At 56.7% G+C, this 21,075-nt stretch carries 18 protein-coding genes; 13 read left to right on the forward strand and 5 right to left on the reverse strand.

The window, feature by feature from the left end:
• The first annotated feature begins 160 nt into the window (after nucleotides 1-160).
• Entirely contained in the window at nucleotides 161-646 is a 486-nt protein-coding gene (locus CFB04_RS02995; protein WP_088533899.1) for a hypothetical protein, read from the forward strand.
• Here CFB04_RS02995 and CFB04_RS03000 read toward each other — a convergent pair whose 3' ends face one another.
• The 3 genes from CFB04_RS03000 to CFB04_RS03010 all read right to left on the reverse strand — a co-directional run bounded on the left by CFB04_RS03000 (nucleotide 647) and on the right by CFB04_RS03010 (nucleotide 4,831).
• The gene (locus CFB04_RS03000) at nucleotides 647-1,897 is read right to left on the reverse strand and encodes an NAD(P)/FAD-dependent oxidoreductase (protein ID WP_088533900.1); all 1,251 of its coding nucleotides are present in this window, start codon (nucleotides 1,895-1,897) and stop codon (nucleotides 647-649) included.
• A gap of 41 nt (nucleotides 1,898-1,938) precedes the next feature.
• Complete coding sequence (locus tag CFB04_RS03005; protein WP_088533901.1) at nucleotides 1,939-2,409, reverse strand: hypothetical protein; 471 nt, start codon at nucleotides 2,407-2,409, stop codon at nucleotides 1,939-1,941.
• Between the two features lie 271 nt (nucleotides 2,410-2,680).
• On the reverse strand, nucleotides 2,681-4,831 hold the full coding sequence (locus CFB04_RS03010; protein WP_088533902.1) for a S8 family serine peptidase: 2,151 nt from the start codon (nucleotides 4,829-4,831) through the stop codon (nucleotides 2,681-2,683).
• A 232-nt stretch (nucleotides 4,832-5,063) separates the two neighbouring features.
• Between CFB04_RS03010 and CFB04_RS03015 the strand changes: the two genes are divergently transcribed.
• From CFB04_RS03015 to CFB04_RS03025, 3 genes are all read left to right on the forward strand, one after another.
• Nucleotides 5,064-5,702: a DUF2845 domain-containing protein gene (locus CFB04_RS03015; protein WP_088533903.1), complete on the forward strand. Its 639-nt coding sequence runs from the start codon at nucleotides 5,064-5,066 to the stop codon at nucleotides 5,700-5,702.
• Between the two features lie 224 nt (nucleotides 5,703-5,926).
• The gene (locus tag CFB04_RS03020) at nucleotides 5,927-7,195 is read left to right on the forward strand and encodes a cyclopropane-fatty-acyl-phospholipid synthase family protein (protein WP_088533904.1); all 1,269 of its coding nucleotides are present in this window, start codon (nucleotides 5,927-5,929) and stop codon (nucleotides 7,193-7,195) included.
• Nucleotides 7,195-8,307, forward strand: a complete 1,113-nt coding sequence (locus CFB04_RS03025; protein WP_088533905.1) for an NAD(P)/FAD-dependent oxidoreductase — start codon at nucleotides 7,195-7,197, stop codon at nucleotides 8,305-8,307. Before CFB04_RS03020 ends, CFB04_RS03025 begins: the two co-directional genes overlap by 1 nt.
• Before the next feature lie 22 nt (nucleotides 8,308-8,329).
• Here the strand turns inward: CFB04_RS03025 and CFB04_RS03030 are convergent, their stop codons facing one another.
• Both CFB04_RS03030 and CFB04_RS03035 read right to left on the reverse strand, forming a co-directional pair.
• Nucleotides 8,330-8,728 (reverse strand): pyridoxamine 5'-phosphate oxidase family protein, encoded by a 399-nt coding sequence (locus CFB04_RS03030; protein ID WP_088533906.1) that lies wholly within the window; start codon nucleotides 8,726-8,728, stop codon nucleotides 8,330-8,332.
• A 107-nt stretch (nucleotides 8,729-8,835) separates the two neighbouring features.
• The gene (locus CFB04_RS03035; RefSeq protein WP_088533907.1) at nucleotides 8,836-9,786 is read right to left on the reverse strand and encodes an HD-GYP domain-containing protein; all 951 of its coding nucleotides are present in this window, start codon (nucleotides 9,784-9,786) and stop codon (nucleotides 8,836-8,838) included.
• A 350-nt stretch (nucleotides 9,787-10,136) separates the two neighbouring features.
• Between CFB04_RS03035 and CFB04_RS03040 the strand changes: the two genes are divergently transcribed.
• The 9 genes from CFB04_RS03040 (at nucleotide 10,137) to CFB04_RS03080 (ending at nucleotide 20,848) form a co-directional block, all read left to right on the forward strand.
• A complete protein-coding gene (locus CFB04_RS03040; RefSeq protein WP_088533908.1) occupies nucleotides 10,137-10,502 on the forward strand; it encodes a hypothetical protein in 366 nt (121 codons plus the stop codon).
• A gap of 27 nt (nucleotides 10,503-10,529) precedes the next feature.
• Nucleotides 10,530-10,793 (forward strand): YheU family protein, encoded by a 264-nt coding sequence (locus tag CFB04_RS03045; protein WP_088536677.1) that lies wholly within the window; start codon nucleotides 10,530-10,532, stop codon nucleotides 10,791-10,793.
• 51 nt (nucleotides 10,794-10,844) lie between these two features.
• Nucleotides 10,845-11,081, forward strand: coding sequence for a hypothetical protein (locus CFB04_RS03050; RefSeq protein ID WP_088533909.1), 237 nt, complete (start codon nucleotides 10,845-10,847; stop codon nucleotides 11,079-11,081).
• Nucleotides 11,082-11,188: 107 nt separating this feature from the next.
• Nucleotides 11,189-13,603, forward strand: a complete 2,415-nt coding sequence (locus tag CFB04_RS03055) for a type I restriction-modification system subunit M (protein ID WP_088533910.1) — start codon at nucleotides 11,189-11,191, stop codon at nucleotides 13,601-13,603.
• Nucleotides 13,594-14,766: a restriction endonuclease subunit S gene (locus tag CFB04_RS03060; RefSeq protein ID WP_088533911.1), complete on the forward strand. Its 1,173-nt coding sequence runs from the start codon at nucleotides 13,594-13,596 to the stop codon at nucleotides 14,764-14,766. Before CFB04_RS03055 ends, CFB04_RS03060 begins: the two co-directional genes overlap by 10 nt.
• Nucleotides 14,763-16,241, forward strand: coding sequence for a DUF4062 domain-containing protein (locus CFB04_RS03065; protein ID WP_088533912.1), 1,479 nt, complete (start codon nucleotides 14,763-14,765; stop codon nucleotides 16,239-16,241). Before CFB04_RS03060 ends, CFB04_RS03065 begins: the two co-directional genes overlap by 4 nt.
• A 49-nt stretch (nucleotides 16,242-16,290) precedes the next feature.
• Complete coding sequence (locus CFB04_RS03070; RefSeq protein ID WP_088533913.1) at nucleotides 16,291-19,407, forward strand: type I restriction endonuclease subunit R; 3,117 nt, start codon at nucleotides 16,291-16,293, stop codon at nucleotides 19,405-19,407.
• Complete coding sequence (locus tag CFB04_RS03075; RefSeq protein WP_088533914.1) at nucleotides 19,407-20,123, forward strand: M48 family metallopeptidase; 717 nt, start codon at nucleotides 19,407-19,409, stop codon at nucleotides 20,121-20,123. Before CFB04_RS03070 ends, CFB04_RS03075 begins: the two co-directional genes overlap by 1 nt.
• Nucleotides 20,111-20,848 carry a Fic family protein gene (locus tag CFB04_RS03080; RefSeq protein ID WP_088533915.1) on the forward strand — a complete coding sequence of 246 codons (738 nt, stop codon included), beginning with the start codon at nucleotides 20,111-20,113 and terminating at the stop codon, nucleotides 20,846-20,848. The genes CFB04_RS03075 and CFB04_RS03080 overlap by 13 nt, the downstream gene beginning before the upstream one ends.
• Nucleotides 20,849-21,075 lie beyond the last annotated feature (227 nt).

Consider the following 21,075-nt stretch of genomic DNA (forward strand, 5'->3'; position numbering starts at 1 on the left):
CCGACGACGGAATCATCGCGAATCTGGCGCCGCACTAAACTTACTCGCCCTTCCGCCGCCGGTTCCTCCTCCTGCTCCTCGATGTTGCACTGCTGTCTCACGTCTGTTGATGTCGCAGCCCTCAAAGCCTCTGGTATACTTGAGGTGAGGAGGGCATGCTATGGCCACCGAGGATCTTGCATCGTATCTGAATGACCACCTGGCAGGCTCCGTGACGGCGCTTGAGCTGTTCGACTTCCTTATCAAGAAACAGGAGGGGACTGCGGCCGGGCAGGTCCTGACCAGGCTTCGGGAGGAGGTCGCGGCTGACCGGCGCGAGCTTGAAGCGCTCATGCTCCGGCTCGATATCTCACAGAGCCGCACCCGGAAGGCGACCGCATACCTTGGAGAGAAGTTCTCGGAGCTGAAGCTTCGGGGGGACGATCCTTCAGGAAACTATCATCTCCTTCAGACTTTGGATGTGCTTTCCGCCGGCATCGAGGGGAAAGCCCTGCTGTGGCGGGCGTTGGCTGCTGCGGCACAGGATGTGCCCGCACTTCAGGTCCTGAAATACGATCTCCTCATCGAACGCGCCGAGACGCAGCGGAACCAGGTGGAGGAACTCCGTATTGCAGCGGCTAGAGCCGCACTGGGCAAATCTGGCTAGTCATCCGCATTTGCCTCCTTCACCCTCTCTCGTTATCAGCCGGACCTGCCGCTCATGGGAAAAGTAGTAGTAGGACCAGTTAAGCAGAACCAGAAGCCGGTTCCGGAACCCGATCAGATAGAAAAGATGAAGTCCGAGCCATAACACCCACGCCATGAATCCGGAAAAGCCTGCTTTCCCTATCTGCGCTACCGCCGCACTTCTGCCGATCGTAGCCATTGTTCCCTTGTCCCGGTATCGGAATGGCGGGATAACGTCTCCACGTTGGCGGGCGAGAATCGCTTTTCCCACGTAATCCCCCTGCTGCATCGCCACGGGGGCCACCATCGGAAGACCCTCACCATCCTGCTCCAGGTAGGCCGCATCCCCTGCGACATAGACGTCGGGGTGTCCGGGAATGGTCAGATCCGGAAGCACCACGATCCTGCCCTGTGGCCCTTTGCGGCAATCTATCGCATCGGTCAGTGGGGCGCCTCTCACCCCGCTCGACCAGAAAAGAGTAGCGGCATCGATGCTGCTGCCATCATCCAGAAACACCCTGTCCGGTTGAGCATCTACGACCCTTCTTCCCAGTACGACCTCAACGCCCATCTCCGTCAGCTTTCGGTGCGCATACTTCTGAAGCCGCTCCGGAAGCGTCTTCAATAGCCTGTCCAGTTCGATCAGCACAATTCGGCAGTCGGGGGTATGAATTCCGGGGTAATCGCGGGCGAGCACGAAATGGATGAGTTCGGCCAGGGCTCCGGCGAATTCAACTCCCGTCGGCCCGCCACCGACAATAACAAAGGTAAGGAGCATCCGGCGCCTTGCCGGATCGGACTCCCGTTCCCCCTTTTCGAAGCAGGAGAGTATCTGGCTTCGAAGATCGGTGGCTTCGTCGAGCCGTTTCAGGTCGTAGGAGAGGCGCCTGATGTTTTCCATTCCGAAGAAGTTGGTGATGCTGCCGGGGGCGATTACGGCGTAGTCGTAGCCGATGGGCCCGTCAGGCGTGAGGATCTCCCGTCGGTCGAAATCGATGCCGCACACCTCGTTCAGCCTGAAGGAGACATGCTCCCGGTGGCGAATGATGGCGCGTGCGGGGTATGCAATCGATTCCTGTTCGAGTCCTGCCGTTGCTACCTGATAGAGGAGGGGCTGGAAGAGGTGAAAATTCTCCCGGTCCACAACGACAACCTCCAACCCCCTCCCTGCGAGTGCCCTTGCCGCATGCAGACCGGCGAATCCTATGCCGACGATGACGACCCGCTTCATATCACCTCCGAAACAACCTCCGGTCGGGTCCGGCCAGACTCCTACCTGCCGACCGGTGCCCCTGTAGCAGCATCGACCTCGACGGTGGTGAGCCAGAGGAGGCCGTTTTCTTTTCCTCCTTCGCTTGCCCGGTACTGGATGGCGAATTCCAGGATATCTCCCTTTTCAGGAGCCCCCTTTTTCAGGATAATCGAGAAGGGTACGATCTCATCCTGCCGCGAGTGTTGCGGTATGGGTATTTCCGTCTCCTTTGCCCGAAGAGCCCCGTCCCTTCCAAGCAGTGAGACCGTCAGCTGAAGACTCTCAATGACGGCGTAACGGACGTTTTTCAATGTTCCTTCGATGGCGAGACCCTCTGGCAGCTGTGTGGTTCTCCAGGCCAGATGGTAGTCGAAGTTGGCGTAGCGGTAGGGAAAGGCAGCCGCATTGTCTACCTGTGCATACCTGGCACCGCATCCTGTCAGAAGAAGTGACATTGCAAGAAGAGTAATTGCATGTGCCGCACGAGCCATATTTACACCTCCGGGGGCTGTATCACTTCAACCATACCGGCGCTTGCCCCTTAGTCAACAACGGAAAGTGAAAATACAGATCCACGCTTCGTTGGGTGCCGTTGAATCGCTGAAGAGGACTGGTGATTATGCCTGCATAAAGGGGTGGGGAAGCTATGCAAAAGAAATGATATCAGAAGGATAGGGATTTGAATTTGCCAGGGAATAAAAATTGCTTAATTTGCAGATTCAAATATTGTGTTGTTGGCTTACTGCTGGCGCGGCTCTGACGTCATTCGATAACGATATCTGCTATTGTGACAGTGCCGGAGCTTACCGTCAGCGTTCCACGAAGGAGAGTAAGCCCGGTTCGTCCCGCGAATGATGAATCGTAGCCGCCATTGAGGGTAACGGCGACGTTCCTGTCCAGTGCAGGATTTTCCGTGAAGAGTGCATCCTGCAGAGCGATCACGGCGCCTTCGGGTGCGGCGGCATATGCTGCGGAGAGGGTGGTGAAGTAAGAAGCCGTGGAGGAGACCATTGCCGGCGGTTTCAACAGGAAGTTTGCGGTAACCTGAGTGTCAGCATTGATCGTGATCTGGCAGGGTCCAGTACCGGCACAGTTTCCGCTCCACCCTGAGAAGAGGGAGTCGCTTGCAGGAGTTGCGGTGAGGATAATTACGGTTCCGGGCGCATAGCCTGCGCTGCACGAGGATCCGCAGGAAATTCCAGCCGGCGTGCCCGCCACCGTTCCGCTACCGTTTCTGTTTACTGTCAGCATGTACCTGCTGGTACCGCTTAGCGGTAGGGATGTCAGCGGGAAATCGGGGTCATTGGAGGGTACTTCCAGGAACGCTGCGTGGCTGCCGCTCGCGGTCGGGCGGTAGTAGACAGAGACGGTGCAGGATGCCTGGGGGGAGAGAGTGGCCCCGGAGCAGCCGTCGGCGGCGAAGGAAAAGAAAGAGGCCCCTGTACCCGAAAGGGAGAGGGTTCCAAGAACGAGAGGCGCAGATCCCGTGTTGGAGATGGTGATGGCCTGCGCCGGTGAAACGTTCCCTGCGGCCACCATGCCGAAGCTTGCCGATGCGGGGGATATGCCGATTTTCTGGTAAGCGAGTGCGTTTTTGAGGTTCAGGCGCGGCTTGACGTACGTCATACCCTGCCGGACGTTGGTGACCTGGTCACCAGTTGATGCGAGGCGGGCGGCTATGCTGTCGGCGGAGAGCAGCGGGTGGGCGCTTTTTAGCAGGGCTACGGCTCCGGCTACATGGGGAGTCGCCTGAGAAGTACCTGCATAGGTATATCCTGCAGCGGAAGACCATGCGCCGGGAGCGAGCATGGATATGAAACCGGCCATATTGGTGAAGCAGGTGACCTGGTCGGCAGCGGTCGATATGTCGGTACAGGCGGACCAGGTGCGCTGGCCGAGGTTGCCGTCGTAGACGGCGCCCACTGAGACTGCACCGGGGATGCAGGCCGGATAGGCGATGTAACCGTTACGGGCTTCGTTTCCGGAAGCGATGACGGAGAGGATGCCGTTCGATTTCAGCGTGCTCACGGCCGTCGCGAGGGAGACGGAGGGGCAGGGAGCGGAGTAGGCGCCTCCACCGAGGCTCATGTTTACGGCGGTGATATTGTAGAGCGCCCTGTTCTGCACGACCCAGTTCAGCGCCGCCAGAAGATCGGAGTCGTAGGCATAGCCGTCGGTTCGAAAGACGTCCAGCGCGAGGATATCGGTCTGAGGTGCGACGCCGAGAACGATGCCGGCAACGTTGGTGCCGTGTCCGTTATCGTCCAGCCGGGCGTCATCCGGTGCGAAATCGCGTGCGAAGGGTACCCTGCAGGTGGAGGGGGCGCCGGGAGCCGTACAGCTGCCGAAAGCGGAGAGTGAATAGTTGACGCCGGTATCGAGGACCGCAACCGATGTGCCGCTCCCCTTGTATCCAGCGGCCTGCATATCGGTGGCACGGACAAGGGGGAGGCTCTGTGACAGAAAATGCGTCATCCGCCGGTTCGGGTTTACCGATACCACACCTGGGTCTTCCAGTAGCGCGGTGAGGGAAGATTCGTCCAGATCCAGATGGATAACCGGAAAGTGGTCATAGTCAGTCAGTTTCAGGGCTGATGGGGGGAGTCTCCTGAGAACCCGGTTCTTCTTTTCTGCAAGACGCTCGGTTCTGGCCGTAAGGTGCTCCGCGTGTCCGGATTCATGCGGCCCGTCCTCACCGGCAGCGGAAAGAGGTTCTTCCGATAGAACCACGAGCACCTCCGCCCGCCCGTGGGACCTGACCCGGTCATCTATCGACGGGTCGAGGCGTCCATGCTGCACGTGGCCCTGCAATCCGGGAGAACGGGAAAGATCCTCAGCGCGCAATTGGGAAGGCAGGACGAAAAGAGCCTGCACCAGGAGGATGAGCAGAATGAAGTTGCAACGTTTATTCATGGCGAGGCGAGTCACACCGACCTAAAAAACATCGGCAATTCATGAAAGAGGCATGACTTGGCGTATCATTAAACATACGCCCAGCTGAATCAACAGATTTATGATGAGACGCTACATATGAATTGGAGTGGTGGTCTCATTGAAAAGCCGGCGTGCAGTGATACTATTTCTGGCGTGACCGAAGCCCGAGACGCGGATTGCTCCGCATGTTCAGAACCAGGAGAAACCTACGATGCCACGAATCACCATTCCCGTCCATCACCGCGCCAATCCCCTGTATCTGCTCTGCCTGCTGGTAGTTCTGAGTGTTGGGGAGGGGAACGCCATGTCGGGACCTCCCGGCCTGCACGGGATCGAGCAGTTCGCCTGCCGCGGCGTGCCGGTGGAACCTGGGGACACGCGGGAAGAGGTGATCGGGAAGTGCGGAGAACCGGCGTGGAGAGATGTCAGGGTTGAGACCCTGGAGGAAGAGGACCTGGATAACGGCCTCATATCCGGGGTCACCGAAGAATGGATCTACGAGTTCGGCCACGACCAGCTGCTCGAGTTCCTGCGGTTCCGCGACGGCCGGCTCGTCACACTCCACACCGGAAACTACGGCTTCGGCGGCAATCGGAGCGGAGACTGCGACTATGGCGGTAACCTGGCACTCGGCGACAGCAAGCTGGAGGTCGTCGCTAAATGCGGAGAGCCACTGGCCGGGCAACTGGGGGAGGACCCGTCCCACCACCCGGGTGTCGAGGATCGTCGGGCCGGTATTCTCTCCAGTGATGAGTGGAGGTACAACTTCGGCCGTGAGCGGCCGGTCCACTATCTCTCGTTTCGCTACGGACGGCTCATGGAGATCCGCTTCGGGGGCTTCGGGAGTTAGACGAGCCTCGACCGGACAAGCCCGCCATTCTCAATTGCGTAAGCAGGTCATGGTTGTCCATAAAGACCTGACCCTGCTATCTTTTCCCTGGCTCCTTTTTGACTTCATCTGCATATCGGATACATTTGTAACTAATGCATTTTCCTGCATCTTCAAAGTCTTATGCCGTGCGGGTGGAAGTACTGCGAGAGGCGCTGATCATCTCATGTACTTGAGGTCGTGCGATGAAAGAAAACAGGGCCCCGATCGACAGGCATTGTCCTGCAGCGGAGGCTGATATCGGCGACAGAGGAACGGCTCACCAACTGGAGAAATGGCTTCTGGGAAAATTTCTCGACGCCATGGGGACTCCCCCCCTGCGTGTTACACTGTGGGACGGGCAGGTCGTGGAGACCGCTAGCGACGCTCCGGTGGGTATGGTCATACATGAGCGAATTTCCCTCTGGAAGCTGATTATCAACCCGCTGCTTTACTTCGGCGAAGAGTACAGCGCCGGCAGGATCGATGTACAGGGCCCGCTGGCATCCTTCATCGAGACCGTCTACCGTGCTGGCGCACCACGGCGGTATCCGCTCGCCTCCAAGCCCGACGCCCACCGGCGCCGCCAGTCTCGCACCAATACTCTTTCCGGCTCGCGTGACAACATCCATCAGCACTACGACATCGGTAATGACTTCTACTGCCTGTGGCTCGACTGGAACATGGTCTATACCTGTGCCTATTTCCCCCATCCCGCTACATCTCTGGAAGAAGCGCAGATCGCCAAGATGGATCTTGTTTGCCGGAAGCTGCGGCTGAATCCCGGGCAGACGGTGGTGGAGGCCGGATGCGGCTGGGGAAGCCTTGCACGCCACATGGCGAGGCGCTACGGCGTGAAGGTCCGCGCGTTCAATATCTCGGGAGAGCAGGTGGCGTATGCCCGCGAGCGTGCCGCGTCCGATGGCCTCTCAGGTCAAGTCGAGTACATAGAGGAGGATTACCGGAACATCACAGGCTCCTACGACGCGTTCGTATCGGTGGGAATGCTGGAGCATGTCGGGCCGGACCACTATCGAGAGCTGGGAGAAGTCATTCGGCGCACGCTCAAGCCTGAGGGCACAGGGCTGATCCATACCATCGGCCAGAATGTGGCCGAGCCGATGGGGCCATGGTTGCTGAAGTACATATTTCCGGGGGGATACCCGCCCACTCTTAGAGAAATGATGGAGGTTTTCGAGCCGTGGGGTTTCAGCGTGCTCGACGTGGAGAACCTGCGGCTCCACTATGCCAGAACGCTGGAGCATTGGCTGGAGCGGTTCGAGCAGAATGCGGAGCGGATCAGGAGACGGTTCGACGACCGTTTCGTCCGCATGTGGCGGCTCTATCTTTCCGGGTCCATCGCCAATTTCAACGTCGGAAACCTCCAGCTGTTTCAGGTTCTTTTCGCCCGCGCCACCAATAACTTCGTTCCCTGGACCCGCTCGCACCTCGCTTTGACCGGCGGGGAAACCTGATGGATACCTGCGACGTCCTCATAATAGGCGGCGGCCCGGCAGGCTCGACCTGTGCGTGGAAGTTGAGGAGTGCCGGACTCGACGTACTGCTCATGGACAGGGCGCAGTTTCCTCGACACAAGCCCTGTGCTGGGTGGATCACCCCGGCCGTGCTGGATGCGCTGGAGGTGGACCCTGTCGAGTACTCCGAGGAGCACGTGCTTCAGGAGATCAGAGGCTTTCGCACCGGCCTCATGTATGGCAGGGACAGGCTCATTTCGTACGGAAGGACCGTAAGCTACGGGATCCGGCGCTACGAATTCGACCACTACCTGCTGCAGCGAAGCGGCGCGCGGCTGATGCCGGGAGTTCCGGTACGCTCGCTGGAACAGCGGGAGGAGGGATGGGTCGTCAACGGGAACATCCGGGCCCGCATGATCGTGGGTGCGGGTGGGCATTTCTGCCCCGTTGCCCGCTTTCTCGGCGCACGTGTCGGCAATGAAGATGCGGTTGTCGCCCAGGTCGCCGAGCTGCCGCTTTCACCTGAAGAGTCAGAGGAGTCGTCACTTCTCCCGGACACTCCCGCCCTTTTTTTCTGCCGCGACATGAAAGGTTACGGATGGGCGCTTCGCAAGGGTGACCATCTGAACGTGGGGCTTGGACGGATCGATTCAAGGGGGCTGCCCCGGCGGATGGCCGATTTTCGCGCCTACCTGGGGAGGATGGGTATAGTACCCGCGGATGTCCAGGCCGATTTCCAGGGGCATGCCTATCTGATATACGAGAAGGAGGGGCGGCGTCGCACCGGGGACGACGTCATCCTCATCGGCGATGCCGCCGGGCTCTCCTACCCGCAGAGCGGGGAAGGAATCCTGCCCGCCGTGGAATCCGCGCTTATGGCTGCCGAGGCCATACTGGAAGCTGATGGGGACTACCGGCGCGAGAGCCTGGAGCCATATGTCGAAAAACTCGCCCAGCGGTTCGGCAACCCTGCTGCCGATGCTTCCTCTGCCGTGCCGTCTGCTGTCAGACGCTTCCTCGGTGCAAGGCTTCTATCCAGCCGCTTCTTTACCCGCAACGTGGTACTGGACCGCTGGTTTCTCCACCCCCATCAGCAGCCCCTAAATTTCTGAATGCGCGTTCCCGCTTCCGGTTTCAACGCAGAGGCTGATCGGTGTGCGCTCCTGCCGAAAAATCCATCACCCTGTCCACCTCGACCACCATTCGGACAAGTATCTGCGGCGTTCCCGGCATCTCCGCCCCGGGAGCGAAGCCGTTCATGACCGCTTCGTCGATGGATCGGCGCACCACCCCCGTCAGTTGATACCCCCGACCGCCGTCGGGGTCCGTGACCGCTACTGCGACCCTGGGGTTCAGGGCAACGTTGCGCAGGGTGGTCGTGCAGAACCAGTTCTCGAAAAGCAGCGTCCTTTCGTCCTGCACCTTCAGGTCCACACCCGCCGCCAGGTGTGGCGCGCCCGCCTCGTCAGTGGAAGCAACGAACGCCACTCTGGCATTCTCTATATATTTCCTGATCTCATCGCTGATGACCACGTTTCCTCCCTTCCCGAATACTCACGGGTGCTTCATCTGATCGGTGATGTTCTGCTTGAAGTGTAACGGGAGGCGGGTGAAGGTCAAACGAAGGGGGAGGTGGAGGCTCAGTTGCCAATCAGGTCCGCAAAGCGCCTGAAAAGCTCGTCGTTGAAAGTGCGTCCGGCTTCGTCCTTCATGATCCGGAGAGCCTCTTCGTGAGATGACGCCTTGCGGTAGGGGCGATTGGAGGTGAGGGCGCAGTATATGTCGCAGATTGCGGCAACCTGGGCCGAACGCGGGATCGCGTTGGCGCGGAGCATGCCCGGATAGCCGCTGCCGTCCCAATGCTCGTGGTGATGCTTGACCACCGTCAGGGCGACCTCGCTGTCAACGCCCACTTTCTGCAGGAACTCATGTCCCAGGACCGGATGCTTCTTGACGGTATTGTACTCGACATCGCTCAGTGCGTCGGGCTTGTCGAGTATGTCGGCGCACAGGAACATCATGCCGATGTCGTGGAGGATGCCGCCGACGCCGATATCGATCATCTCGTCATGCTCGATGGAGAAATGCCGGTCGTGGAAAAGCATGGTCAGGGCTGCGACCTTGACGGAATGTTCCAGTATGTACCGGGGCTCCGATGCAAGCTCTTTCATCAGCCCGAAAATACCGGCGTTGCCGGTGACATGTGCCATGAGGTGACGTATCAGCCTGCGGCACCGGATAAGCTTGTCGTCCACCCCGGTCCGCTTTTCCATCATCTCCGCGATGTACTCCGTGGAAATCTGGCAAAGGATCACGTTCTTCGCCCCCTCGGTGATTTCATCGCTGGCGAGGAACCGGGCGAGGTTTTCCTCCAGGTAGGTTATGAGGTCGCGGAAGTCTTCCGTGTGTACGAACATGCACTTCGTGCCCCCACGGGCAAGGCGCTGGTGATCCTCCGGCGTAAAAGGGCGCTCCGAGTTTTTATAGAGTATGTAGTTGCCGCCGGAGCCTTTGGTGAAAAGCGCCACCGGGGGGAAAGCTTCAGGAATGATGCAGTTGACGATAACGGGCTTGTAAGCGTACTCCTCCATCCAGTTGGACTCCCTTCTCCGGTTACCTGCCTTTAATCCATATCGGCAGCTTGTCCGATCACTTCATCAGGGAATACCCTACGCAGAAGCCTCGGGGAACAGGTCAGGCTTCACCGCATTCGCAGCTTTCTCTTAGATATGACAATCATCAAGATCTGACCCCGCAGTTTTCTTGGCCTCCCTTTCCTCGTCTCGTCAAGCTTCACCGGGGTTTAGATGCAAATGTACTGTTGACGAGGGTTCATGATCCGACTATATTCCGAGGACCAAAAACAGCGGTGTGAGGGGGAAGGCGGGCCTTCTCATTCATCACTCGCGTCACTTGATTCTTTAAAACCGGAGGCAATGAAATGAATGTAAACATCATCAGCAAATCGAACGTCAAAGGCGAGGTACTGGATCTTCTCGCCAAGGAGTTGCCGGCGATTCTTTCGGGAGTTCTGGAGATAGCGGGAGGCAAACTTGCGGTTCTTAAACCGGAGCAGGTTTCCATAGCATTCTCCGAGGCAAGCCCCCGCGATGTAGGCCAGGACATACGGATCCTGGTGCTTGCCCGCATCAACGAGCACAGGGTAAGGGCCAAGAATGTTCATGCGGGAGAGATTCTTGAAAAAGTCGTTGCTCTGATCTCCGGCTCTGGCGTTGAATACTCGGTCAATGTGCGCCTCTACTTCACTGAGATCGGCATGGCGCAGCATTTGCCGGGGGCGGAATAGGCGAATGCAGCCTGGAAAGTCGTGACCGTGGCTGAAGAGATAATAAGGGTTGATACTGAGGAGGAGCAGGGGAAGCCTCCGGCAGAGGTGGGGATCGAGATCCCCCTGGAGAGGATAAACCCCGACACGCTGCGGAACATGCTGGCCGAGTTCGTCACCAGGGAGTGGGTGGATGAGGAGTGCTCCCTGGAGACGAGGATTCAACAGGTTCTGCGCCAGCTCCGGGAGCGCAAGGCGAAGATTGTTTATGATCTGGGGACGGAGAGCTGGAATATTGTCGAGTGCCGGTAAGAGCCTTGCCTCAGTTGCCGTTACCCCCGTTGCTGTTAGAAAGGGTTTCGCATGAAGCTTACAGGAGCACCCAAGCAGGTTGAGTGGGCGGAGAAGGTGAGGAAGGATCGGCTTAAGGTCTGGCATGAGACTTCGCCGGAAGTCTTCAAGGCTATTGAACCGATCCTGGCGCTGGAGACACGCGCGGAATGGTGGATTGCGCACAAGGACAAGGGGCTCGAAGTTGTGTGCAATCAGCTGCTTTCGGGGAAGGGGCAGGGGGCGGGGCAGGGGAAGAGAATTAAGTAAAGGTGTCACCCGAACTCTGTCCTACGACCTGGAGACGGAGACGTGGAATATTGTTGAGTGTCGATGATGTCATGTAGGCTGTACGCTAAAAAGAAATTGGAGCTAGTGTGGCACTGAAAAAATCTGAGCTGTATTCTTCCCTGTGGGCCAGTTGCGATGAGTTGCGCGGCGGCATGGATGCCAGCCAATATAAAGACTATGTCCTTGTCCTTCTCTTTATCAAGTACGTGAGTGACAAGTATGCAGGTGTACCTTACGCTCCGATTAAGATCCCCGACGGTGCGAGTTTCAAGGATATGGTCGCCCTTAAGGGGACCAGTGACATCGGGGACCAGATCAACAAAAAGATCATTGCTCCGCTGGCCAACGCAAACAAGCTGTCCGACATGCCCGATTTTAACGACGGCACCAAGCTTGGCAGCGGCAAGGAGATGGTTGACCGCCTCACCAACCTGATTGCTATCTTTGAGAGTCCCGCTCTGGACTTCTCGAAGAACCGTGCGGACGGCGATGACATCCTTGGCGATGCCTATGAGTACCTCATGCGGCATTTCGCCACTGAGAGCGGGAAGAGCAAGGGCCAGTTCTACACGCCTGCCGAGGTCAGCCGGATCATGGCGCAGATCCTGGGGATACGGGAGGCGAAGACTACAAGCGCCACCACCGTGTACGACCCCACCTGCGGCTCTGGTTCCCTCCTTCTGAAAGTTGCGGACGAGGCCCGGTCTGCCGTCACTCTTTACGGGCAGGAAAAGGATGCCACCACCGCCGGTCTTGCCCGCATGAACATGATCCTGCACAACAACCCGACTGCCCTCATCGTTCAGGGGAACACCCTTGCCGACCCTAGGTTCAACGACGGTGGTGCACTCAAGACCTTCGACTACGTCGTCGCCAATCCCCCTTTTTCCGACAAGCGTTGGAGCAACGGCATCGACCCGCTCTACGACCCTTACGAGCGCTTCAAGCACTTGGGCGTGCCTCCTGGAAAGCAGGGGGATTACGCGTATCTCCTCCACATCGTCCGCTCCCTGAAGAGCGCCGGCAAAGGGGCCTGCATTCTGCCGCACGGGGTGCTCTTTCGGGGGAACTCCGAGGCGGAAATACGCCGCAACCTGATCCGCAAGGGTTACATCAAGGGGATCATCGGCCTTCCTGCAAACCTCTTCTACGGCACCGGCATCCCGGCCTGCATCATCGTCATCGACAAGGAAGACGCCCATAGCCGCAAGGGGATCTTCATGATCGATGCCAGCAGCGGCTACATGAAGGACGGTCCCAAGAACCGCCTGCGGGACCGGGATATACACAAGATCGTGGACGTGTTCAATAGACGCTCCGAGATACCGAAGTACGCCAGGATGGTGAGTTTCGACGAGATCGAGAAGAACGACTTCAACCTCAACCTGCCGCGCTACATCGACAGCCAGCAGGCCGAGGATCTCCAGGATATCGAGGGGCATCTGAAGGGGGGCATTCCGAAGGCCGATGTTGATGCGCTAGAAGCATACTGGGAGGTCTGCCCCCAACTCCGACAGACATTGTTCAGCAACAACCGTCCAGGGTACTTTGATCTGGCGGTGGAAAAAGCGGCCATCAAGCCGGCCATCTACGGTCATCCGGAGTTTGCAGCATTCATCGACCACATGAATGCCCTCTTTGCCGAATGGCGGGACCGCAGCGCCATGTCTTTACGGGAGCTGCAGGCGGGCTGCCATCCGAAGGAAGTCATCGCAGGCCTTTCCGAAGAGCTCCTTGCCCATTACGACCGAGCGCCACTCATCGATCCGTACGCTGTCTACCAGCATCTGATGGACTACTGGGCGGAGACGATGCAGGACGATTGCTATCTTATTGCCGCTGACGGCTGGAAGGCGGAGACCTACCGGGTGGTCGAGACGAAAAAGGGGAAGGACGGCAAGCCGGGCAAGCAGGTGGATAAAGGATGGGCCTGCGACCTCGTGCCAAAGGAACTCATCGTCGCCCGGTATTTCCGGAAAGAGCAGGAGGAAATCGACCGGTTGGCGGCAGAGGTTGAGACGATTTCGGCCACGATGACGGAACTGGAAGAGGAGCATGGTGGTGAAGAGGGAGCATTTTCGGAACTGGAGAAGGTGAACAAGGCCAATGTCGCGGCCCGGCTGAAAGAGGTCAAGGGGGACAAAGAGGCGAAGGACGAGGCGGCTGCGCTGGGAGCGTGGCTGAAGCTGGCGAACGAAGAGGCGAACCTGAAGAAGCGGGTAAAGGAAGCCGAGGCGGCGCTGGATGCAAAGGCATGTGCGAAATATCCCAAACTCACCGAAGATGAGGTAAAGGCACTGGTAGTTGATGATAAGTGGTATGCAGCCCTTGATGCCGCAATACATGGTGAGATGGACCGGGTAAGCCAGGCGCTTGCGGGGCGGGTGAAGGAACTGGCTGAGCGGTATGAAATGCCGGTGCCACGAATGGTTGAGCGCATCACAGACCTTGAGGCGAAGGTCAATGCACACCTTGAGAGGATGGGGTTTGCATGGAATTGAAGCCGGGCTACAAGCAGACAGAGATTGGGGTGATTCCGAAGGACTGGGATGTTTTGCCTTTACAAGATGCCTGTCGAGTTCCTATCACCTATGGCATCGTGCAATGTGGACCACACATTCCGAATGGTGTGCCATATATACGTGTGTCGGATATGGATCGAAGCCAACTTGATGTCTCTGGGATGATGCGAACCTCGTTTGCCATTGCAACACAATTTGGGCGATCCACGGTTGAGGAAAATGATATTGTCTACGCGCTTCGGGGTGCGCTAGGTGAAGTCCGGCTTATAAGTAGAGAGGTGGCTGGCGCAAACTTAACGCAAGGTACTGCTAGAATTGCTCCGAAAAATGATTTAGCGCATCAATACTTACTTTGGGCTATGCGCAGCTCTAACGCAGTTCAACAATCGGAGCTCACTTCTAAAGGAACTACTTTTCGCGAGATCACCCTAGCCGATTTAAGACAAATAACAATCCCCCTTCCCCCCACCAAAGCCGAACAAGAAGCCATCGCCGAGGCTTTGACCGATGCGGATGCCCTCATCGAATCCCTGGAGCAACTCGTCGTCAAAAAGCGTCAGATCAAGCAAGGAGCGATGCAGGAGTTGCTGACCGGCAAGAAGCGCCTGCCGGGGTTCAGCGAGTCCTGGCAAATACGACCTCTAGGTGAAATAGCACCCCTACAAAGAGGGTTTGACTTGCCTAATTCAGAGCTTCAGCAGGGACCCTACCCGGTTGTTTACTCAAATGGGGTGCTGAATAGGCACACCATGTTTAAGGCAAAAGGCCCTGGGGTTGTCACTGGGCGCTCCGGCACAATTGGGGCAGTGACCTTTGTTCCAGAAGATTTCTGGCCACACAACACTGCTCTGTGGGTAACATCCTTCAAAGGGAATGACCCGAAATTTATATTCTACCTCTACACGCGTATTGGCCTCGAAAGGTTTGCTACAGGTTCAGGTGTTCCCACACTAAATCGAAATGATGTTCATGCTTTCAAAGTGAAAGTTCCATCTACCAAAGAAGAGCAAACCGCCATTGCCACCATCCTCTCCGACATGGACACCGAAATCGACGCGCTGGAAGAAAAGCTCACCAAGGCCCGCCAAATCAAACAGGGGATGATGCAGGAACTCCTCACCGGGAGGATTCGATTGGTATGAGAAAGAAACGCCTCTTCATCAGCAGCGTCCAGAAGGAGTTCGAGGCCGAGCGTTCCGCCCTGCGGGACTATCTGCACGCGGACCCGCTGCTGCGGCGTTTCTTCGACGTGTTCCTGTTCGAGGACCTTCCCGCCTCCGACCGCCGCACCGATGCCGTTTATCTGGAGGAAGTGGCTGCGTGCGATCTCTATGTGGGTCTGTTCGGTGATGAATACGGTTATGAGGACGGGGCAGGGATCTCGCCGACGGAGCACGAGTTCAACCGGGCTACGGAGCTGGGCAAACCACGTCTGATCTACGTGAAGGGGGCCGACGACAAGGCCAAGCACCCGAAGATGCAGGCGCTCATCCGGCGGGCCTCTCCACAGTTGATCCGCCGCCGGTTTACCGATGCGGACGAACTTTGTTCGGCGTTGTATGCCAGTCTGATTGAACACCTGGAGCGTACGGGAGCCATCCAATCCCTTCCCTTCGACGAGCAGCCTTGCCGCGACGCAACACTCGACGACCTCGATGCCGAAGCAGTCCGACGATTTATTCGGGAGGCGCACCACAAGCGCCAGTTTTCGCTGTCCGAGAATACGCCGGTTGTTGATGTTCTAACCCATCTCAACCTGATTCGGGACGGACAACCTACCCAGGCAGCTATTCTTTTATTCGGCAAAGACCCACAGCGGTTTCTGTCTTGCTCGGAAGTCCGCTGCATGCATTTTCACGGCGCAGTGATTCAGCGCCCTGCGCCCTATTACCGGATTTTCAAAGGAAATCTGTTTGAACAAGTCGATCAAGCGGTAGATTTCGTGCTTTCCAAGATCGACCTGAGTGTCGGCACTCGTGCATTGAGCACGCAAGCGCCGACCCGTTACGAGCTTCCTCCGGATGTAATCCGCGAAGCTATCGTAAACGCCGTTGCCCATCGGGATTATTCGCACCAGGGCGCCATTCAGGTGTCTGTCTTTGCCGATCGACTGGAGGTGTGGAACCCGGGAGAACTCCTTGCTCCGTTGACTCTCGAACAACTGCGCAAACCGCATCGCTCGTTGACCCGCAATGCACGGGTATGCGAAGCGCTCTACCTTGCAGGCTACATCGAAAAGTATGGCACTGGGACCTTGATGATGATTCAGGAAAGCATCGAGTATTCTCTTCCGGAACCCGATTTCGACCAACCAGCCGGCGAGTTCGTGGCAACCCTCTGGCGCGACTGGCTCACAGCACATGTCCTTGCCGGCCTCGATCTGAATGACCGTCAGCATGCGGTCATCTCTCATCTGAAGGTCAGCCGGCAGATCACTAATGCCGAGTACCGGCGACTAACCGGTGCCACTGACAGGACGGCCGCCCGTGATCTGGAAGATCTGGTGAACAAGGGCCTCCTGAGTAAAACAGCCAAAACCGGGCGCGGCACTGCTTACCGCCTGGTGCAGAAACCAGCCATAAACCCGACAAACCCGACGTCCGGGAACCCGACATAAACCGGACAAAGCAGACAATGCCACCCTGGACAATCTGAAGGGGGAAGTCATGGACACTATCGGCCAGAGCGAGCGCACCACGCAGAATCGAGTGATCGCCCTTTTCAGGGACGAGCTCAACTACCGCTACTTGGGCGACCGGACCGACTACGACAACAGCAACATCGAAGAACCCCTCCTCACTGCCTACCTTGCCGAAAACGGCTATTCGCCTGCTCAGGTCAACAGCGCCATCTACAAACTCAGAACCGAAGCCGACAATCACAACCGCACCCTTTACGGGAACAATCAGGCCGTCTACAGCCTGCTGCGTTATGGCGTGCCGGTAAAGGTCGAGGCTGGGAAGGTTGCGGAGACTGTCCAGCTCATCAATTGGAAGAACCCTGAGAAAAACCAGTTCGCAATCGCCGAGGAGGTGACCCTGCGCGGGAACCACGAGCGGCGGCCCGATATCGTCCTCTATGTTAACGGCATTGCCGTCGGCGTACTGGAACTGAAGAACAGCCGTGTCTCCATAGGTGACGGCATCAGACAGAACATCTCTAACCAGCGCCCGGAGTTCAACGAGTGGTTTTTCAGCACGGTCCAGTTCATCTTCGCCGGCAACGACAGCGAGGGGCTGCAGTACGGCACCATCAGGACGGAGGAGAAGTTTTTCCTCAAGTGGAAGGAGGACGAAGAGGACAACAGCCGCTTCAAGCTCGATAAATACCTCCTCAAGATATGCCGAAAGGATCGCCTGATCGAAATCATGCACGACTTCGTGCTCTTCGACGGGGGAGTTAAAAAGCTGCCGCGCGTCCATCAGTATTTCGGCATCAAAGCGGCTCAGGAGCATGTCAGAGAACGCAAGGGGGGCATCATATGGCATACCCAGGGCTCCGGCAAAAGCATCGTCATGGTGCTCCTGGCAAAGTGGATCCTGGAGAACAATTCCCATGCCCGAGTCGCCATAATTACGGACCGAGACGAGTTGGACGAGCAGATCGAGAGGGTCTTCACGCAAGGAGGAGAGACCATCTACCGCACCAGCAGCGGGCGGGATTTGATGAGCCAGCTCGGGCAGGCAGCGCCCCGCCTGCTCTGTTCCCTGGTGCACAAGTTCGGCAGGAACGGCGTGGACGACTTCGATGCCTTCATCAAAGAGCTTGAGGCGCAGCCGACCCGGACGGTGGGTGAGTTGTTCGTCTTCGTAGACGAGTGCCATCGGACGCAAGGCGGTAAGCTCCACCGCGTCATGAAGGCGATGATGCCGAACGCCGTCTTCATCGGCTTTACCGGTACGCCTCTGCTCAAGAAGGATAAGCAGACCACCCTCGAAGTCTTCGGCAATTACATTCATACGTATAAGTTCAGCGAGGCAGTAGAGGATGAGGTAGTACTCGACCTGATCTATGAGGCACGGGACATCGACCAACGTCTCGGCTCAGTGGAGAAGATCGATGCGTGGTTCGAGGCAAAGACGAAGGGGCTGAACGACTGGCAGAAGGACGAGTTGAAGAAGCAATGGGGGACGATGCAGAAGGTGTTGAGCTCGAAGTCCCGCATGGACCGGGTCGTCAGCGACATCCTCTTCGACTTCAGCGTCAAACCGCGACTCAGCAGCGAACGGGGCAATGCCATTTTGGTTTCACAGCGAATCTACGAGGCCTGCAAGTACTTCACGCTGTTACAGAAGACTCCACTTAGGGGCAAATGCGCACTCGTGACCTCCTATAATCCGCAGACGAGAGATATCACGCTGGAGGATACCGGGGAGAACAGCGAGACCGACAAGGAGTTCATCTACAATACTTATACTGACCTGTTGAAGGACGTGGTTCCGGATACGGGGAAAACAAAGACGGAAACATACGAGGATAAGGCGAAGCTTCTCTTCATAAAGGAGCCGGCCAACATGAAACTCCTTGTGGTCGTGGACAAGCTTCTAACGGGGTTTGACGCCCCTTCCTGTACCTACCTCTACATCGACAAGTCAATGCAGGATCACGGCCTGTTCCAGGCCATCTGCCGCACGAACCGGCTCGACGGTGAGGACAAGGATTTCGGGTACGTCGTCGATTATAAAGACCTGTTCAAGAAATTGGTCAATGACAAGGGGACCGGCGCTCTTCAAGTCTATACCTCGGAACTCGATCATAGTGCCGGTGGGGTTGATCCCGATGTTCTCCTGCAGGACCGCCTCAAGAAAGGGAAGGAGCGGCTCGACAACGCGCTTGAAGCACTTGCTCTCCTGTGCGAGCCGGTGGACCCACCCAAGGGGGAACTGGAGCATATCCATTACTTCTGCGGAAACACAGAGATTGAGACAGACCTCGAAGAACGGGAGCCTCAGCGGGCCGCTCTCTACATGGGTAGTGCCGCCCTCGTACGTGCCTACGCGAATATTGCCGATGAGCTTGAGACTGCCGGTTATGATGAGGGTAAAATAAAGAAGATCAAGCGAGAGCTTGAGCATTACCTGAACCTCCGGGAGATCATTAGGAAGGCGAGCGGCGAAACACTCGATCTGAAGGCGTACGAAGCCGACATGCGGCACCTTATCGACACCTACATCGAGGCAGCTGAACCGAGGAAGATTTCCCCCTTTGACGACATGCCATTGCTTGAGTTGATCGTGAAGAGTGGCATTGCTGACGCCATTGCGACGCAGCTCAGCTCATTCAAAGGTGACAAAAACGCAATTGCCGAAACCATTGAAAACAACGTCCGCAGGAAAATCATCAAGGAGCATTTCAGCGACCCGGCGTACTTCGATAAAATGTCCGCGCTGTTGGACGAGATCATTGGTCTCCGCAAGGCAAAGGCTATTGAGTACGAGGAATATCTGAAACGGATTGCCGAACTGGCTAAACAGGTCGAGGCAGGGCAGGGCGGGAATGTGCCTGCAGTTCTTGATACTCCAGGTCGACGTGCCCTTTACAATAATCTGTTGAAAGCAAGCCCTTCCGGAGTCGCAGACCACTCTCCCGAATGGGAAGGTAAGGATGCCGTGCTTGAATTGACGATTAAAATAGACAAAACCGTGAAGGAAGTGAGGCCGGATGGCTGGCGGGGAGTGCAGGCCCGAGAACAGGTGATAAAGGCTGCACTTTATGGCGTATTGCAGGATGCAGCCGAGGTAGAGCGGATCTTTACGATAGTAGAGAAGCATAGGGAATACTGATGGTCGCAAGGTTAGATCTTGGTGACATAACCGTGGATGTGGTCAAGAAAGACATCAAGAACATCCACCTGAGTGTGTACCCTCCTGTAGGGAAGGTCCGTATATCGGCCCCGCTTAGAATGGATCTCGATACCATCCGCGTCTTTGCTATTAGCAAGCTCGGCTGGATAAAAAAGCAGCAGCAGAAGCTCCGGGAGCAGGAGCGGGAATCACCGCGTGAACTTCTCGACCGTGAAAGTCATTATGCATGGGGTAAAAGATATCTACTGAAGGTGGTAGAGAAAGACCTGCCCCCGTTTGTGAAGCTGGTCCACAACAAGATGTTTCTCCATGTCAGACCAGGAACCATAGAGGAGCGGAAACAAGAGATCCTTGAAGAGTGGTATCGTGAAAGCCTGAAGATTGCCATCCCACCCATTATCGAAAAATGGCAAAAGCGGTTAGGGGTGCAGGTAGAAAGGTTCCATATTCAGCGGATGAAGACGAAGTGGGGGAGTTGCAACGCCGGTGCAGGCGCTATCCGCATTAATACCGAATTGGCGAAGAAGCCACAGGAATGTCTCGAGTATATTGTTGTCCACGAGATGATGCATCTTCTGGAGCCTAGCCATCACGCCCGGTTCATCTCTCTGATGGATAAGCATTTGCCAAAATGGCAGTTCCTTCGGGAGGAACTGAATAGATTGCCAGTGCGGCATGAGGAGTGGGAATACTGAACTTCGCGCTTCCAAGTTTAATTTCCTTTTATGCAGTCGCCGATATTCCTCAGTTGGTAGAGCAGCGGCTGTTAACCATTATGACTGATCGCTACGATACCTCACATTTTCTCGAAGACCAGGACGAGCCAGGCTCAAATGGCACAGTCTTGCGTAATATGCTTGGCATTATAGATCCTGTAGAAATGGGCATTGCCGAGACTGCTGCCCTTTGGCGGGCTCAGGAAACCCTGATATCTGAAATAGCTGCCGATCAGTCTTTTACTGCTCAGGATATCTGCGATATGCACCGTCAATGGCTGGAATCAATTTATCCATGGGCGGGAATGTATCGGCAAGTCAACATTGGCAAAGGTGGCTTTCAATTTGCCATGGCGCACACCATCCCAATCTTGATGGCAGAGCTGGAACGGAACCAGTTGCGAAGATACACGCCTTGTCTTTTCGAATCCTCTGATGACGTGGCGCATGCACTGGCAGAGGTGCATGTGGAGCTGATGCTTATTCATCCTTTCCGGGAGGGAAACGGACGCTTGGGGCGGCTGCTTGCGACTTTGATGGCATTACAGGCTGGGCTGCCGTTGCTTGATTTCAGTGAGTTGGACGGGGCGCGGCGAGAAGAATATTTTTCAGCAGTGCGGGCTGGATTGGATATGGATTATCAGCCGATGAAACGGCTGTTCAAGGATGTTATCGAGAGGTCTTTGAAGTCTTCGCAGGAGTGAGTTCTTTAGATTGTGAAACGAAGCGGCCGCTTGCGGGGTCCCGTTTTACGCGCACTCCCTCAATGGCGGAAGATGACTCAATGTTACGGGCGAGAGCTTTAGTCCGTTTGGCTGCGTCTTTCAGGTAGGGATTTGTTTCGAGCAGTGACTTTTTCATGGCGTCGACTATACCACGTAACCACTGTCGACACGAGGATTTTCAGTCCTCGGTTCCTACGGCCGAGGGA

The organism is Geobacter sp. DSM 9736, assembly GCF_900187405.1.
Lineage (GTDB): Bacteria > Desulfobacterota > Desulfuromonadia > Geobacterales > Geobacteraceae > DSM-9736.